General features: G+C 44.3%; 15 protein-coding genes and 1 pseudogene. 6 read left to right on the top strand and 10 right to left on the bottom strand.

All coding sequences use genetic code 11. The annotated features are described in order from the left end of the window. The first annotated feature begins 10 nt into the window (after positions 1 to 10). Both envC and A7098_RS22575 read left to right on the top strand, forming a co-directional pair. Complete coding sequence (envC, locus tag A7098_RS22580; protein WP_016159958.1) at positions 11 to 1,270, top strand: murein hydrolase activator EnvC; 1,260 nt, start codon at positions 11 to 13, stop codon at positions 1,268 to 1,270. 3 nt (positions 1,271 to 1,273) lie between these two features. Next, complete coding sequence (locus A7098_RS22575) at positions 1,274 to 2,233, top strand: divergent polysaccharide deacetylase family protein (protein WP_000483819.1); 960 nt, start codon at positions 1,274 to 1,276, stop codon at positions 2,231 to 2,233. On the opposite strand, the gene waaH is transcribed toward A7098_RS22575, so the two are convergent. The 3 genes from waaH to kbl all read right to left on the bottom strand — a co-directional run bounded on the left by waaH (position 2,220) and on the right by kbl (position 5,724). Beyond that, on the bottom strand, positions 2,220 to 3,254 hold the full coding sequence (gene waaH, locus A7098_RS22570; protein ID WP_105281456.1) for a UDP-glucuronate:LPS(HepIII) glycosyltransferase: 1,035 nt from the start codon (positions 3,252 to 3,254) through the stop codon (positions 2,220 to 2,222). The genes A7098_RS22575 and waaH overlap by 14 nt on opposite strands. Before the next feature lie 238 nt (positions 3,255 to 3,492). Beyond that, positions 3,493 to 4,518 (bottom strand): L-threonine 3-dehydrogenase, encoded by a 1,026-nt coding sequence (gene tdh, locus A7098_RS22565; protein ID WP_000646026.1) that lies wholly within the window; start codon positions 4,516 to 4,518, stop codon positions 3,493 to 3,495. 9 nt (positions 4,519 to 4,527) lie between these two features. Continuing rightward, positions 4,528 to 5,724, bottom strand: coding sequence for a glycine C-acetyltransferase (gene kbl / locus A7098_RS22560; protein ID WP_001213853.1), 1,197 nt, complete (start codon positions 5,722 to 5,724; stop codon positions 4,528 to 4,530). A gap of 213 nt (positions 5,725 to 5,937) precedes the next feature. Between kbl and rfaD the strand changes: the two genes are divergently transcribed. From rfaD to rfaL, 4 genes are read left to right on the top strand one after another with little or no spacing between them, the layout of a single operon-like run. Beyond that, positions 5,938 to 6,870 (top strand): ADP-glyceromanno-heptose 6-epimerase, encoded by a 933-nt coding sequence (rfaD, locus tag A7098_RS22555; RefSeq protein ID WP_000587764.1) that lies wholly within the window; start codon positions 5,938 to 5,940, stop codon positions 6,868 to 6,870. A gap of 2 nt (positions 6,871 to 6,872) precedes the next feature. After that, positions 6,873 to 7,919 carry an ADP-heptose--LPS heptosyltransferase RfaF gene (gene rfaF / locus A7098_RS22550; RefSeq protein WP_105281455.1) on the top strand — a complete coding sequence of 349 codons (1,047 nt, stop codon included), beginning with the start codon at positions 6,873 to 6,875 and terminating at the stop codon, positions 7,917 to 7,919. A 3-nt stretch (positions 7,920 to 7,922) separates the two neighbouring features. Beyond that, entirely contained in the window at positions 7,923 to 8,879 is a 957-nt protein-coding gene (gene rfaC, locus A7098_RS22545) for a lipopolysaccharide heptosyltransferase RfaC (RefSeq protein WP_032226817.1), read from the top strand. A gap of 38 nt (positions 8,880 to 8,917) precedes the next feature. Then, a complete protein-coding gene (gene rfaL / locus A7098_RS22540; protein WP_032226818.1) occupies positions 8,918 to 10,135 on the top strand; it encodes an O-antigen ligase RfaL in 1,218 nt (405 codons plus the stop codon). Positions 10,136 to 10,189: 54 nt separating this feature from the next. On the opposite strand, the gene A7098_RS22535 is transcribed toward rfaL, so the two are convergent. The 7 genes and pseudogenes from A7098_RS22535 to A7098_RS22505 all read right to left on the bottom strand — a co-directional run. Next, complete coding sequence (locus A7098_RS22535; protein ID WP_032226819.1) at positions 10,190 to 11,332, bottom strand: lipopolysaccharide N-acetylglucosaminyltransferase; 1,143 nt, start codon at positions 11,330 to 11,332, stop codon at positions 10,190 to 10,192. Between the two features lie 56 nt (positions 11,333 to 11,388). Then, positions 11,389 to 12,192, bottom strand: a complete 804-nt coding sequence (waaZ, locus tag A7098_RS22530) for a 3-deoxy-D-manno-oct-2-ulosonate III transferase WaaZ (protein WP_000790311.1) — start codon at positions 12,190 to 12,192, stop codon at positions 11,389 to 11,391. Between the two features lie 73 nt (positions 12,193 to 12,265). Then, positions 12,266 to 12,964: a lipopolysaccharide core heptose(II) kinase RfaY gene (rfaY, locus tag A7098_RS22525; RefSeq protein ID WP_000615184.1), complete on the bottom strand. Its 699-nt coding sequence runs from the start codon at positions 12,962 to 12,964 to the stop codon at positions 12,266 to 12,268. A 17-nt stretch (positions 12,965 to 12,981) separates the two neighbouring features. Next, a complete protein-coding gene (gene rfaJ / locus A7098_RS22520; protein ID WP_032226820.1) occupies positions 12,982 to 13,998 on the bottom strand; it encodes a lipopolysaccharide 1,2-glucosyltransferase RfaJ in 1,017 nt (338 codons plus the stop codon). A gap of 38 nt (positions 13,999 to 14,036) precedes the next feature. Then, positions 14,037 to 15,056: a lipopolysaccharide 3-alpha-galactosyltransferase gene (gene waaO, locus A7098_RS22515; RefSeq protein ID WP_105281454.1), complete on the bottom strand. Its 1,020-nt coding sequence runs from the start codon at positions 15,054 to 15,056 to the stop codon at positions 14,037 to 14,039. After that, entirely contained in the window at positions 15,056 to 16,135 is a 1,080-nt protein-coding gene (gene waaB, locus A7098_RS22510; RefSeq protein WP_105281453.1) for a lipopolysaccharide 1,6-galactosyltransferase, read from the bottom strand. The genes waaO and waaB overlap by 1 nt, the downstream gene beginning before the upstream one ends. A 43-nt stretch (positions 16,136 to 16,178) precedes the next feature. Next, positions 16,179 to 16,359 (bottom strand): annotated as a pseudogene (locus tag A7098_RS22505) (lipopolysaccharide biosynthesis protein); the annotation flags it as partial.

The following is a 16,359-nucleotide window of genomic DNA, read 5'->3' as shown; positions in this document are numbered from 1 at the left end:
GATTAATACCATGACACGGGCCACGAAACCGCGCAGGTTTGCAGTCAGGCCCATCATTTACGCCAGCGTTCTTTGCGCTGGCGTATTGTTGTGCACTTTTTCTGCCCACGCGGATGACCGCGACCAACTCAAGTCTATTCAGGCTGATATCGCTGCCAAAGAGCGTGCGGTACGCCAACAACAGCAACAACGCTCAAGCCTGCTGGCACAATTGAAAAAGCAGGAAGAGGCGATCTCCGAAGCCACTCGTAAACTGCGCGAAACGCAAAATACGCTCAATCAACTGAATAAACAGATTGATGAGATGAACGCCTCGATTGCCAAACTGGAACAGCAAAAAGCTGCTCAGGAACGCAGTCTCGCCGCGCAACTGGACGCCGCATTTCGCCAGGGTGAGCATACGGGTATACAGCTGATTCTCAGCGGTGAAGAAAGCCAGCGCGGTCAGCGTTTACAGGCTTATTTCGGCTATCTCAACCAGGCGCGACAAGAAACCATCGCCGAACTGAAGCAAACACGTGCAGAAGTCGCCATGCAGCGCGCCGAACTGGAAGAGAAACAGAGCGAGCAACAAACGCTGTTATACGAACAACGCGCCCAGCAGGCGAAGCTGACCCAGGCGCTGAACGAGCGTAAGAAGACGCTGGCAGGGCTGGAATCTTCCATTCAACAAGGTCAGCAGCAGCTAAGTGAACTGCGCGCTAACGAATCTCGTCTGCGCAATAGCATTGCTCGTGCAGAAGCGGCAGCGAAAGCGCGTGCTGAACGAGAAGCGCGTGAGGCTCAGGCTGTTCGCGACAGGCAAAAAGAAGCGACGCGCAAAGGCACCACCTACAAACCTACCGAAAGCGAAAAATCGCTGATGTCCCGAACCGGTGGTCTGGGTGCGCCGCGTGGTCAGGCATTCTGGCCGGTTCGCGGGCCGACGCTGCATCGCTATGGCGAGCAGCTACAGGGTGAATTACGCTGGAAAGGAATGGTTATCGGTGCCTCAGAAGGTACTGAAGTTAAAGCGATTGCCGACGGTCGGGTGATTCTGGCTGACTGGCTGCAAGGCTACGGTCTGGTGGTGGTGGTTGAGCACGGTAAAGGCGACATGAGCCTTTATGGCTATAATCAGAGCGCACTGGTGAGCGTTGGTTCGCAGGTTCGCGCGGGTCAGCCAATTGCACTGGTGGGCAGCAGTGGCGGTCAGGGTCGGCCCTCACTCTATTTCGAAATTCGCCGCCAGGGTCAGGCGGTCAATCCACAACCGTGGTTGGGAAGATAAGTTTTGTTTCCATTTCGTCGTAACGTTCTTGCATTTGCCGCTCTGTTGGCTCTCTCCTCCCCTGTATTTGCTGGCAAACTTGCCATCGTCATTGATGATTTTGGTTATCGCCCGCACAACGAAAACCAGGTGCTGGCGATGCCCTCCGCTATCTCTGTCGCCGTGTTACCTGACTCGCCACACGCCAGAGAGATGGCAACCAAAGCGCATAACAGCGGTCACGAAGTATTGATTCATCTACCGATGGCACCGTTGAGTAAGCAGCCGCTGGAGAAAAATACGCTGCGCCCGGAGATGAGCAGCGACGAGATTGAGCGCATTATTCGCAGTGCGGTCAATAACGTGCCCTATGCCGTGGGGATCAACAACCACATGGGCAGCAAGATGACCTCTAACCTTTTTGGTATGCAGAAAGTGATGCAGGCGCTGGCGCGTTACAATCTTTATTTCCTCGACAGTGTGACTATCGGTAATACCCAGGCGATGCGCGCCGCACAAGGTACTGGCGTAAAAGTCATCAAACGGAAAGTGTTTCTCGATGATTCCCAGAACGAAGCGGACATCCGTATGCAGTTCAATCGCGCAATTGACCTGGCGCGTCGCAACGGTTCAACCATCGCCATTGGTCATCCTCACCCTTCAACAGTTCGCGTATTGCAACAGATGGTTTATAACCTGCCGCCAGACATTACGCTGGTGAAAGCCAGCAGCTTGCTGAATGAACCGCAGGTCGATACGTCTACACCGCCGAAGAACACTGTGCCCGACGCACCGCGTAATCCGTTCCGTGGAGTGAAGCTGTGTAAACCGAAGAAACCGCTCGAACCGGTTTATGCTAATCGCTTCTTTGAAGTATTAAGCGAAAGCATCAGCCAGAGCACGCTGATCGTTTACTTCCAGCATCAGTGGCAGGGCTGGGGCAAGCAGCCCGAAGCGGCGAAGTTTAACGCTAGCGCAAATTAAAGGCGCTGCGCGTAATGCGATGGTGCGACCGTGTTTTGTCGCGCCATTGCCATAAGCGGAAAGACCACAGTAATGCCTGATAACCCACCTTTACGCTGCGGACATTAGTAATCAGACGCTTATACATGCCGGAAGTAAATATCTCGGCAATCATCCGCTGGCGGGTAATAATATCCGGTTCTTTGCGCACCGCATGGCAAACGCGCAATGCTTCGTAAGTTATTTGTTGATGAAATTCCGGATAAATCATAATTTTGTCGGCATAATTTCTATTTAATTTCTCCAGCAGGCGGGTAATTTTAATATAGTGCCGTTGATAATTAAGATTTTTATTTCCTTGTCGATTCAACCGACTCACTGACGTATTATGCAGATAATATTTATATAACGATTGTTCGGTATATCGCGCACGCAGCGCGTTAAACATAAATTCTGTTGTCCAGACAATATCCTGATGATGTAATCCAGCAATAAATTTAATGTTATTTTTTACAATAACGTCTCTGCGATAAATCCCCATCCAGACAACGTGAGTCCAGCGGCGAGAAGAAAGTCCCATCCGCAGCCAGTCCGGGCCGGTTAATACGCCGGTTGAGCGAAGGCGATCGGTGGGGATGGATTGCCAGGTTTCCCCCGTTTCACGAAAACACCAGTCAGCATTGCACTGCGCCACATCGAGATCGTCCTCTAACGCCATTGTCATCAGCGTTTCGTACATGGTGGGATAGACTTCATCATCAGCATCGACAAAAGCAACATATTTGCCCGTCGCTGCCTCGATCCCGCGATTACGCGCCACCGATGCTCCAGCATTCGCCTGATGCAACAAACGAACGTGAGGAAAGTTTTCTGCGTAATGCTTTGCTATTTCAACAGAATTATCCGTTGAACCATCGTTAATAATAATGATTTCCAGAGCAGTCCAGGTTTGCGCAATTAAAGATTCCATACAAGTGCGGAAATCATCGCCCGCATTATATAACGGAATAATAACACTAAGTTTATTGGTGCTGTTCATCATAAATTACCGACGGCCTCTGAAGTTACCCTAACGTTGTACAGACTTTGTATTAAGAAACCATTAAGCCTGTGAGATATTATTTTTACAGGTGAGAGAGTCACTTCAGGCTAGAGAGATAATGAGAACAGCTATATAAGAGATCAGCGCAATTACGATATTTTTATTACACTGACAGGATTTTACATATTTAACAGATTATCCTCAGATAAAAGGGCTGGAATACCAGCCCTTATTCGTGTTAATCCCAGCTCAGGATAACTTTCCCGGACTGGCCTGAACGCATAGCGTCGAAGCCCTTCTGGAAATCATCGATGGAGAAACGATGGGTAATGATTGGCGAGAGATCGAGGCCAGACTGAATCAGCGCCGCCATCTTGTACCAGGTTTCAAACATCTCACGGCCGTAAATGCCTTTAATGAACAAGCCTTTAAAGATCACTTTTGTCCAGTCGATCGACATGTCAGAAGGTGGAATACCCAGCATCGCAATACGGCCACCGTGGTTCATGGTGTCGAGCATGGTACGAAACGCTGGCGGCGCACCGGACATTTCCAGACCGACATCAAAACCTTCGGTCATGCCTAGCTCCGCCATCACGTCATTGAGATTTTCTTTCGCGACGTTAACTGCACGCGTAATACCCATTTTGCGCGCCAGTTCGAGACGATATTCATTAACGTCGGTGATAACCACATTACGCGCGCCGACATGTTTCGCCACCGCCGCCGCCATAATACCAATCGGGCCTGCACCAGAAACCAGAACATCTTCGCCCACTAAATCAAACGACAGTGCCGTGTGTACAGCATTTCCGAACGGATCGAAAATTGCGGCTAAGTCGTCGGAGATATTGTCGGGGATTTTGAAGGCGTTGAACGCCGGAATCACCAGATATTCGGCGAAGCAGCCCGGACGGTTAACGCCGACGCCGATCGTGTTGCGGCACAGATGGGTACGACCACCACGGCAGTTACGGCAATGACCGCAGGTGATATGACCTTCGCCAGACACGCGATCGCCAATCTGGAAGCCTTTCACTTCCTGACCAATGCCCACCACTTCACCAACATACTCATGGCCCACGACCATCGGCACCGGGATGGTTTTTTGCGACCACTCATCCCAGTTATAGATGTGAACGTCAGTCCCGCAGATGGCTGTTTTACGGATTTTAATCAGCAGATCGTTATGCCCGAGTTCCGGTACAGGAACGTCAGTCATCCAGATGCCCTCTTCCGCTTTCAGTTTGGATAACGCTTTCATCTCACATCCTCAGGCAATAACGCCCAGTTGTTTACCAATACGCGTGAACGCTTCTACCGCACGCGTAATTTGCTCAGGAGTATGCGCCGCAGACATCTGGGTACGAATACGCGCCTGACCTTTCGGTACGACCGGATAGAAGAACCCGGTGACGTAAATACCCTCTTTTTGCAGCTCGCGGGCAAATTTCTGCGCCACTACTGCATCACCAAGCATGACCGGAATAATGGCGTGATCGGCACCCGCCAGGGTAAAGCCCGCCGCCGACATTTGCTCACGGAACTGACGCGCGTTAGCCCACAGGCGGTCACGCAGTTCGCTGCCCGCTTCGACCATCTCCAGCACTTTAATGGAAGCGGCGACAATCGCTGGTGCCAGCGAGTTGGAGAACAGGTACGGACGAGAACGCTGGCGCAGCCACTCAACCACTTCTTTGCGCGCAGCAGTGTAACCACCAGAAGCACCGCCTAAGGCTTTACCCAACGTGCCGGTGATAATATCGACACGCCCCATCACATCGCAGTATTCATGGGAACCACGACCGTTTTCACCGACAAAACCAACCGCATGGGAGTCATCCACCATCACCAGCGCATCGTAAATATCTGCCAAATCGCAAACGCCTTTCAGGTTGGCAATCACGCCGTCCATCGAGAACACGCCGTCGGTGGCAATCAGCACATGTCGCGCTCCGGCTTCACGCGCTTCTTTTAAACGCGCTTCCAGCTCCTGCATATTGTTGTTGGCATAGCGATAACGTTTGGCTTTGCACAGACGCACACCATCAATAATAGACGCGTGGTTCAGTGCGTCGGAGATAATGGCGTCTTCCGCGCCCAGCAGCGTTTCAAACAGGCCGCCGTTGGCATCAAAACAGGAAGAGTAGAGAATCGCATCTTCCATACCCAGGAATGCCGCCAGTTTCTGCTCAAGCTCTTTATGGCTATCCTGAGTGCCGCAGATAAAACGTACCGAAGCCATGCCAAAACCATGAGAATCCATTCCCGCTTTTGCCGCCGCAATCAGCTCTGGATGGTTCGCCAGCCCAAGATAGTTGTTGGCACAAAAGTTGATGACGTGGCTTCCATCAGCCACAGTGATGTCTGCTTGCTGCGCAGACGTGATAATGCGCTCTTCTTTAAACAACCCTTCCGCCCGTGCGGTTTCCAGGTCGTTGGTTAACTGCTGATAAAATTCTCCACGCATTGCGATTCTCCAGACAGGGCAAATTCCAGCACATATTACCCAAACTTATAGGTCGCGACGAGATGACGCGTTAACACTTCTGCAAAATTTAGAATAAATAACGCCCATTACTCTCACTTTCGGCGAATGGCTGAAGCCAACGTCGTGTAGTGATATGATAGAAGTATTCGTGTCTGAGATTGTCTCTGACTCCATAATTCGAAGGTTACAGTTATGATCATCGTTACCGGCGGCGCGGGCTTTATCGGCAGCAACATCGTTAAGGCCCTGAATGATAAAGGCATCACCGATATTCTGGTGGTGGACAACCTGAAAGACGGCACCAAGTTTGTGAACCTGGTGGATCTGAATATCGCGGACTATATGGATAAGGAAGACTTCCTGATCCAGATTATGGCTGGCGAAGAGTTCGGCGATGTCGAAGCGATTTTCCACGAAGGCGCGTGCTCATCCACCACCGAGTGGGATGGCAAGTATATGATGGATAACAACTATCAATACTCCAAAGAGCTGCTGCACTACTGCCTGGAGCGCGAAATTCCGTTCCTGTATGCATCTTCCGCAGCGACCTATGGCGGACGCACCTCCGACTTTATTGAATCCCGCGAATACGAAAAACCACTTAACGTCTACGGTTACTCAAAATTCCTGTTTGATGAATATGTTCGTCAGATTCTGCCAGAAGCGAACTCGCAGATTGTTGGCTTCCGTTATTTCAACGTTTATGGGCCGCGTGAAGGTCATAAAGGCAGCATGGCGAGCGTCGCTTTCCATCTCAACACTCAACTTAACAACGGTGAATCACCGAAGCTGTTCGAAGGTAGCGAGAACTTCAAACGCGACTTCGTCTACGTGGGCGACGTGGCAGATGTGAATCTGTGGTTCCTGGAAAATGGCGTTTCCGGCATCTTCAACCTCGGCACTGGTCGTGCTGAATCCTTCCAGGCAGTAGCAGATGCAACACTGGCTTATCACAAGAAGGGTCAGATCGAATACATTCCGTTCCCGGATAAACTGAAAGGCCGCTATCAGGCGTTCACTCAGGCAGATCTGACAAATCTGCGCGCGGCGGGTTACGACAAACCGTTCAAAACCGTTGCTGAAGGTGTAACGGAATATATGGCCTGGCTGAATCGCGACGCGTAACTATGAAGATTTTGGTGATAGGCCCGTCTTGGGTTGGCGACATGATGATGTCGCAAAGTCTCTATCGCACGCTCCAGGCGCGCTATCCCCAGGCGATAATCGACGTGATGGCACCGGCATGGTGCCGTCCGTTATTATCGCGGATGCCGGAAGTTAACGAAGCTATCCCTATGCCTCTCGGTCACGGTTCGCTGGAAATCGGCGAACGCCGCAAGCTGGGACATAGCCTGCGCGATAAACGTTACGACCGCGCCTACGTCTTACCCAACTCCTTTAAATCCGCATTAGTGCCTTTCTTCGCAGGTATTCCACATCGCACCGGCTGGCGTGGTGAAATGCGCTACGGTTTGCTCAACGATGTGCGCGTGCTTGATAAAGAAGACTGGCCGCTAATGGTGGAACGCTATGTCGCGCTGGCCTATGACAAAGGCGTAATGCGTACCGCACAAGATCTACCAAAACCGTTGTTATGGCCGCAATTGCAGGTGAGCGAAGGTGAAAAATCGTATACCTGTAACCAATTTTCCCTCTCATCAGAACGTCCGATGATTGGCTTTTGCCCAGGAGCGGAGTTTGGCCCGGCAAAACGCTGGCCGCACTACCACTACGCAGAGCTGGCAAAGCAGCTAATTGATGAAGGTTATCAGGTGGTTCTGTTTGGTTCGGCGAAAGATCATGAGGCGGGCAATGAGATACTCGCCGCACTGAATACTGAGCAGCAGGCATGGTGTCGTAATCTGGCGGGAGAAACGCAGCTTGATCAAGCCGTTATTCTGATTGCGGCCTGCAAAGCCATTGTCACCAACGATTCTGGTCTGATGCACGTCGCAGCAGCACTGAATCGTCCGCTGGTCGCACTGTATGGGCCAAGCAGCCCGGACTTTACGCCGCCGCTTTCTCATAAAGCGCGAGTCATTCGTCTGATTACTGGCTACCACAAAGTCCGTAAAGGCGATGCCGCAGAAGGGTATCACCAGAGTCTGATCGACGTTACTCCCCAGCGCGTACTGGAAGAACTCAACGCACTGTTGTTACAAGAGGAAGCCTGACGGATGCGGGTTCTTATCGTCAAAACATCGTCGATGGGCGATGTCCTCCATACGCTGCCCGCGCTAACCGATGCGCAGCAGGCAATCCCTGGAATAACGTTTGATTGGGTGGTGGAAGAAGGTTTTGCGCAGATCCCTTCCTGGCACGCCGCCGTTGAACGAGTTATTCCGGTAGCGATACGCCGCTGGCGTAAAGCGTGGTTTTCTGCCCCTATTAAAGCGGAGCGGAAAGCGTTTCGTGAAACGCTACAGGCAGAAAACTATGATGCGATTATTGATGCGCAAGGGCTGGTAAAAAGTGCCGCGCTGGTGACACGTCTGGCGCATGGTATTAAGCATGGAATGGACTGGCAAACCGCTCGCGAGCCACTGGCAAGCCTGTTTTACAATCGCAAGCATCATATTGCAAAACAGCAGCACGCCGTAGAGCGCACCCGTGAGCTGTTCGCCAAAAGCCTGGGTTACAGCAAACCGCAGACTCAGGGTGACTATGCCATTGCGCAGCATTTCCTGGCTAACCCGCCGGCGGATGCTGGCGAATACGCCGTATTTCTTCATGCGACGACCCGTGATGATAAACACTGGCCGGAAGAACACTGGCGAGAATTAATTGGCTTACTGGCAGGTTCAGGGATTCGCATTAAGCTTCCCTGGGGCGCACCACATGAAGAAGCGCGAGCGAAAAGGCTGGCGGAAGGATTTGATTATGTCGACGTATTGCCGAAGATGAGTCTGGAAGGTGTTGCCAGCGTGCTGGCTGGGGCGAAATTCGTGGTTTCGGTGGATACGGGATTAAGCCATTTAACTGCGGCTCTGGATAAACCTAATATTACTGTCTATGGACCAACCGATCCGGGATTAATTGGCGGGTATGGGAAGAATCAGGTGGTTTGTAGGGCGCCAGATAAAGATCTCGCTCATCTGACTGCAGAGACAGTATTAAAAAAAATCAATTCCTGATTAACACATTATATATTATTTAAGATGGTGGATAAGCAATGTTAACAGCCTCGCTGGTGCTGCGTAATAAAGAGAACTGGAAACCATACTGGAATAAAGCGTTGGTATTTCTCTTTATTGCAACCTTTTTCCTTGATGGTATTACCCGCTATAAGCATATCATATCAGTATTAATGATCATCACGGTAATCTATCAAGTTTCTCGTGCTCCAGGAACATTTAAAGCACTCTATAAAAATAATCTTTTTTATAGTGTCATAGCACTGTCGCTCATTCTTTTATATGCCACATTCATATCACCTGACCTGAAAATAAGTTTTAAAGAATTCAGTAACACGGTACTTAAAGGATTTTTGGCATATAGTTTACTTATACCCGCATTATTAAAAGATGAAGATAATGAAAGCATCGGTAAAATTATACTATACTCATTAGTTACCGGACTTGGGTTGCGCTGCCTTGTTGAAATTATTCTTTATATTCAAGATTATAATAAAGGGATAATGCCATTTACGACCTATGAACACCGTAGTATTTCCGACTCAATGGTGTTTCTGTTTCCTGCATTATTAAACCTTTGGCTTATCAAGAAAACATCTTATAAAATAGGTTTTATAATTTTTAGTGCAATTTTCTTGTTTCTGCTTTTAGGAACGCTCTCCCGTGGTGCGTGGCTGGCTGTATTCATTGTTACTCTACTATGGTTAATCTTAAATCGTCAGTGGAAATTACTGATGCTGACGTCCATCGTCATTTCTGTTGCAGCGGCGTGTGTATTTGTCTATAAAGCTGATCATGCTGATAAAGATAGACTTATTTATAAACTTCAACAGACCGACAGTTCTTATCGCTATACCAATGGTACACAGGGTACGGCGTGGACATTAATTATGGAAAATCCGCTTAAGGGATATGGCTACGGCGATGATATTTACCATGCAATATATAATAAGCGTGTCGTAGATTTTCCTTCATGGAAGTTCAGGCAATCTATTGGACCACACAACGTTGTTTTGTCAATTTGGTTTGCAGCAGGTTTAGCTGGACTACTCGCTTTACTTTATCTGTATGGCTCTATTATCAAAGAAACAGCTAATGCAACATTTAAAAAAGTTGTGGCTACGCCTTATAATGGTCAATTACTACTATTTTTAACTCTTGTAGGTTTTTATATTATTCGCGGAAACTTCGAGGAAGTTGATCTTAAACCAATTGGCTTGATTGTTGGTTTACTGTTAGCAATGCGGAATAAATAAAAAAAAGCCTGCCTGACATTAAGTTCAGGCAGGCTCTTAAAATCAAATAATTGTTTAACCAAACCAGTCTTGCATTTGTGCTTCAAAGCACTGAGTTACATGTTCCCAGCTATATTTTGAGAAAACAAAATTCCGGGCATTTTCAGCAATTTGTCCTCTGTCAGCATCAGCTAAAACTCGCTTAATATCCGCGAGAATGCTTTCAGATGTCATAGGCTCTGCAAGGTGATAGCCTGTAATTCCTTCCAGAACAAACTCACTAATTCCACCTTTTTGACTGGCAAGTACAGGTTTACCTGCCGCCATCGCTTCAACAGCTACCATACAAAAAGCCTCTTCTACCTGAGAAGGCACAACAACTAAATCTGCTAAACGGTAATAGTTATGCATCTGCTCTGGTGACTGTCCACCCACCATAATGCATGTTGCACCAATAGTTTTCGCTGCATCCAGAACTTTTTTCTGATATTCAGCTTTTTCACCTTTTTTACTGGCAAAAGGATCACCGACGATCACCAGTTTGAGGTTATCTTGTGTCTTATTAAGCTGATTAAAAGCCTCCATAAGCATCAGGCAACCTTTATCTGGCGATATCCTTCCTGCAAATAATAGCACAGTATCATTCGCATCAATGTTCAGCTTCTGCCTCAAATCTTCAGTATTATTTTGTCTGTACGATTCAGAACAAAAACCATTAGGCACAATAGCAATATTTGCATCAGGCATTTTTTCCGAATAGAAATCGAATAGAAACTGGCTAGGAACAATTATCTTAGCATTTTTGTCTAACTGACCTGGCTCGAAAGCATTATGAAAATGCATAACTAGCTGCGCTTGAGGACTTCTGTCACGAATCTGTTTATACAGCTTCATGCTATTGTGGATAACAATAACAGACTCTTTCAGATCAGCATTTTTAGGTTGGGTATTTAAAATACGCTGAGAATACGGCATAGGATCAAGTCGAGTCCACTTTTGGAAAAGTCGTTTATAGACTCGACTAAAACTAATGTAATGAATATCACAATTATCATTTACTTTTGTATAGGTCGGGTAACCATCATTTCGAATACAGGCGATAGTTGCTGGAATCGAAAGCCTTTTTGCTACCTGATAAATCCACGTTTCAACCGCTGCAGCTCCTTTTGGCGGTATAGAAAATATTGGCGTGACGGTAAATATTATTTTTTTAATCATTATTAAACAACCCCAATATTTTTATAAAATAACGTAAAAGTATAAAAGATATTAGCTTATTTTTCCAAACTACAAGACTCTTCAATTTCTGATGCTTTCATAAATGGAATAATATCATATTGAATCGCTGTATCATCAGATAAATTATATATGTTAATATCTTCAACATTGTCACGCATAAAGCGGAAAAACGGTAAGATTTTGAATAAATCTCTACTCAACTCCGAAGGCATAGGATTCTTATCTTCGTCATAGAAACGCGAACAACTACCCGTTAAATCCAGGCCGGAACAAATGACCCGCGCATACTTCAGTGAATATGCTATTTGGATTGCAGCAAAGGCAATAGTATGGCATGAGCAATAACCAAGACTAATGTCCTTGCAAAATCCAACCAGACGACCTTTTTTAGACAACGGTACAGAGATCAGCAGTTCTTTGTGAATTTGGCTCAAAATATTAAATTTAATCTTCTTTATAAAACCACCTTTTTCCCGGCGATAAAAAGACCGTAATATAAGACAGTTCTGGCGGATATAAAGTTTATCTTCTTCGGAAGCGTGTTCATAAACGTCAACGTTTACGATGGTATAACGACTTCTCTGGCTAAAATTATAAAAATCATCACGACGCTGATGTAAAAAACGAACATCTGTAAGTACATAAATAAAGGGAACAATATTATGACTTAACAGATATTGCGCAGAACCATTGACAGCAATAATATCCTTTGCACGTAATACCGACAAAGGCGTCTTTTGCGATGTGGGACCAGATAGAAAAATAATAACATCATCAGATGTTTTACTTTTAATCAGGTTTTCAACATCCGTTTTGTCAATGTATCGAATATTCTTCATGATAAACCTGTGAAATAAATAACTCCGTATAAAAATGCCTAACGAAGACGCGTAATGGTGGGATATTTCTGCTTTAGCGTGCTGGTTTTCCTTTCAAACGCCGCATAATATTGCGCATTTTTTTACGATAAACTAAAAGATAATAACCTAGATCCTTAATCTCATTTTTAATACCGTAATGACGCTCTAAATCTATACGGTCTTTCGCTTTCCGTTGCGCTGAAGCACGTTTCCCAGAGAGATCAATAATTCGAACTTCACCATTTTTAATAATGAAGTTACCACGATGAGGATCACCAGAGACCATACCATGTTGATGCAAAGAATGAATTGATTGCTGAATTTTATTTTTTAACTCGTTATCAATATTGGGTATATCACATAACTCTACACCATCAATATACTCGATCAGCATGATATATGTATGGACAAATCGTAAAGTTTTTCGCTCTGCTAATAAATAAAAATCATTGAGAGTATGTAATCCTTCATTTCGCACTTTTTGGGTTTGTTCAAAAAGGCGTTCGTAATAATCTCCTTTTAATAGAGATTTAAAAAAACGCTCGTTGCGTTTAATTTTGGGAGAAAAGACCTTAAGCACCAACTTACCGTAATCGGTGTCAATAAGCATGACTTTTGTATCATCAATAGAACGAAACACTTTGATGATCTTAATATTATAAGACAAAAAGTCATTTAATACATTGAGGTACTTTGAATTGTTGTCATCAGTAAAAACAACAAAATCTTTAACCTTATTTTTCTGAATCATGATAAGCCAATTAAAAGTTATTTACTGTAATATTTTCGGTAAAGATAACGAACCCCTGCTATAATGCCAGTTACGTAATGATGCTGAACTAACAAATGCTTATATCTTTTCTTAAATTCGATAACTGATTTTGCATCTCTGGGGGAGTCATTTTTCCATGGCGAGTTATCTAACGCTATTTTAAAGTATTTTACAGATGGATAAATTGCCCATTTATGCCACGGTTTAGTTGCCCCTGTATAATGGATGAGAAGCGTGTTTTCTGTAATCAACTTTTTATAGTTCTGATGTGTTTTATCTTTTAATTCGCTTTTAATGGTATAAATAGTATTGAATTCACGAGGCAAAAATATTGTCATCCCTTTCAATAAAACATTCATAACATCTTGATCGGGATATTTATAAACATTATCTTTACTCATAAGAATAGATAACGCTTTTTCTGTTAGTTTTGCATTAGCCCATTTTTTTAAGTCTAAATAAACCACTCCTGAATTAAAGTAGCGCCCCCTTAGTTCAGGATCAGACAACCTGGATACCGCCTTTTCCTGCATTGGCTCAACATCTTTAACAACAGCAGCCACCGCTCCGTTTAAATCCAGATGAAGTAATTGGCTAATATCACCCTTACAAACAACATCCGCATCAAGATAAAGTAAGCGATCAAGCGTCAGACCCAATAATTGAAACGCAAACAAACGAAAGTACATTGCTCTTGACCAGACCTGTGTACAAGGCAAGCACTGAAGCTTATCAGTATTAATTCTATAAAGCGTGATTCTTAATTGGTATTGTCTTGCAAGTTTTTCGACCTTTTGAAAAAAATCATCATTATAAACATCAGCAATAATATAAAAATCAAGATTAATATGTCGATTATTTAGGACAATTGATGTGATAGAAATACCTACACCATCAAGATAATTAGCATCGACACCATAGGCAACATTTAAACCTTCAGAAGTATTTTTATTAGTTAGCCTAAAATCCCAGGCTTTAACTTTATCTATCTCTATGGCAGGAAATGAGTCCACAAGGCTACCCTTATATCATTACTTTATAGATTCCCAGTTTAATGCTTTATCTTTTCAATAAAATACAAAAGATAATTGCTAAATCCTTTTATATATCTATGCTTTTTCAGCATATGTTTTGCGCTATACCTTAATTGATTGCTATTGTTTGGTTTCAGCAACGCCGTATTCTTCCATGGCGAAGCATTTTTTGCCTCCATAAAGGCTTGTGATACAGGATAATCCCAGGCCCAATCATGCCAGGGCTTGGTCGGACCAATATAATGGATAAAAATAGTATCGCTGGTTACTGGATTTTTAAAACTTTCTTTGAGTTGGTAATTTAAGCTAAACTGGGTATTGTATTTTATATCAGCAAAAATAAGTTTATCTGCCAGTAGCATATTTAATACATCCTGATCAGGATGTGTTATTTTTTTTACTATCTCCGGATCATTTAACATTGCAATGGCTCGTGCAGAAACCTGCTCAACTGCCCATTGGTGAGTATTGATCAATAAAAAACCAGAGTTAAAATAACCTTTAGCAATCCCCACAACACCTAACGAATGTGCACGTTTTTCCCACCAGTGATTTTGTCCTTCGGTAACAACCATTGCGACTGTATGATCAGGAAACGTAAAATTAATAAGTGGTTCTATAGTTCCCTGACAAATGATATCTGCATCCAGATATAGAACTTTAGGTGTTTTATTAATAAAGTAATCTGCAATAATAAAGCGAAAATAAATTGCATGAGTCCAGTTCTTGGTACTTGGCAATGAACGGAGCCGATCGCCATTAATTAAATATACCTTAATCCTGGTTTTGTATTGCTGAGCCAGAGCATCAAAATATTTTCGCTCATCTTCACAAAAATAGTCTGTGAAAATATGGAAACATAAGCGATTTCCTTCATTATATTTTAATATTGAAGCAATCGAAATTCCGCAACCAAAAAGAAAATTCTTGTCAGTTCCATAAGCAATATCCAGACAAAGACTTTCTGTTTCTACTTTATAATTGTAATCAATAACTGAATTGAGAAACTCAGTCTCCTGGAAAAAAACCTGCTGCATCATTTCCTCCGGGAAATAACAGAAATAATTATCTTGTGTAATCTGTCATAATATTTCTGCTGGTAAAATTTATCGATCGACTCAGGAATTTTTTCATGTTCGATGTGAATTTCACCGGCTATGTATTTATTGAGAAGAGCGACAAAACCGGTCATATCACCCGGTTGATATAAATGACCATTAACATCAGGCTGGATGATGTCAGCAGGCCCGGAGACACAATCTGCACTGATACAAGGAATCCCCCACGATAAGGCTTCAAGCAGAGTCATCGGGAAACCTTCAAAAGATGACGTGAGTAATAACGCACTCACTTTTTTAATATCCTGCTGAACTAATTCCCAGGGATGTTGTTGCCAACCATACCAGACAATTCGATCATCAATATTTAACTCTCTACCATAAGCCTGGCATTTTTCGAAATCGGAACCATCACCCAATACATGAAGTTTCCAGTCACCTTGCACTTGTGATAAGCCATCAAGCAGATCTTTTACTCGTTTCTGACCTTCGAATTTCATGCGTCCGACATAAATGAAGGTTGCCGTTTCGCCTTCTTCGGGTGCTGGAATGACTGAATCTTTCGCTTCGACAGGGTTAAAAATAACGTTTATCGTCGGTTCTGGTACACCCCGGTTAATCATTTGTTGTTTAATACCGGAGCTGATTGCTAAATGATAGTCGGCACAGGTGATATATTCAGCATGTTTTTTATGATCTAAAGAAAAATGCGGCCATGAAAATACAGGTACATCAACTCCAGATTTTTTACGCGCTTTTTCCGCATACAAACATGAGATCACATCAATACAAATAACAACATCTGGCTGATAATTCTGAAGCCATTTGCTTAAAGCATGAATATGCTTCGCGCGACGTAAAAAACCTAAGCGAATGTTGGAAAATGAACACGAGTACTTAATACCTTCCAGCCATCCCTTATCCATTTTGTCATTCCGGCAAAAGAAAAACATTTCACTTTGGATATGTTGTTGTCTGAAGGTGGTAATAACATCTCGAATGACTGTTTCCATACCACCAAACCCTGAAACAGCTTCGCCGATAAACGCTATTTTCATAGGAACTCTCATTAATTGAGTAAAACTCACTGTTTTAACGGTTTTATTTGTCTATAAAATCAGAAACAATTGTTGACATCATTTTATCAGGACTGAATTTATATAAACTATCATAATCCATTGGTTTAACAGATGAGTTAATAAAATACTCTAACTTATCCCAATCATCATGACCTATTATAAAAAAGCGAGACTCACTATAGATTTCTGAATCAAGTATATTT

The sequence above is a fragment of the Escherichia sp. MOD1-EC7011 genome, assembly GCF_002965005.1.
GTDB lineage: Bacteria > Pseudomonadota > Gammaproteobacteria > Enterobacterales > Enterobacteriaceae > Escherichia > Escherichia ruysiae.
This window is presented reverse-complemented; position numbering and strand designations above follow the sequence as displayed.

Excerpts from the sequence above, each read along its gene's own strand:
- waaB (WP_105281453.1), bottom strand. The coding sequence starts at position 16,135 with ATGAAAATAGCGTTTATCGGCGAAGCTGTTTCAGGGTTTGGTGGTATG.
- waaO (WP_105281454.1), bottom strand. The coding sequence starts at position 15,056 with ATGCAGCAGGTTTTTTTCCAGGAGACTGAGTTTCTCAATTCAGTTATT.
- rfaF (WP_105281455.1), top strand. The coding sequence starts at position 6,873 with ATGAAGATTTTGGTGATAGGCCCGTCTTGGGTTGGCGACATGATGATG.
- tdh (WP_000646026.1), bottom strand. The coding sequence starts at position 4,518 with ATGAAAGCGTTATCCAAACTGAAAGCGGAAGAGGGCATCTGGATGACT.
- waaZ (WP_000790311.1), bottom strand. The coding sequence starts at position 12,192 with ATGAAGAATATTCGATACATTGACAAAACGGATGTTGAAAACCTGATT.
- A7098_RS22535 (WP_032226819.1), bottom strand. The coding sequence starts at position 11,332 with ATGATTAAAAAAATAATATTTACCGTCACGCCAATATTTTCTATACCG.
- rfaY (WP_000615184.1), bottom strand. The coding sequence starts at position 12,964 with ATGATTCAGAAAAATAAGGTTAAAGATTTTGTTGTTTTTACTGATGAC.
- envC (WP_016159958.1), top strand. The coding sequence starts at position 11 with ATGACACGGGCCACGAAACCGCGCAGGTTTGCAGTCAGGCCCATCATT.
- rfaD (WP_000587764.1), top strand. The coding sequence starts at position 5,938 with ATGATCATCGTTACCGGCGGCGCGGGCTTTATCGGCAGCAACATCGTT.
- waaH (WP_105281456.1), bottom strand. The coding sequence starts at position 3,254 with ATGATGAACAGCACCAATAAACTTAGTGTTATTATTCCGTTATATAAT.
- rfaC (WP_032226817.1), top strand. The coding sequence starts at position 7,923 with ATGCGGGTTCTTATCGTCAAAACATCGTCGATGGGCGATGTCCTCCAT.
- rfaL (WP_032226818.1), top strand. The coding sequence starts at position 8,918 with ATGTTAACAGCCTCGCTGGTGCTGCGTAATAAAGAGAACTGGAAACCA.
- kbl (WP_001213853.1), bottom strand. The coding sequence starts at position 5,724 with ATGCGTGGAGAATTTTATCAGCAGTTAACCAACGACCTGGAAACCGCA.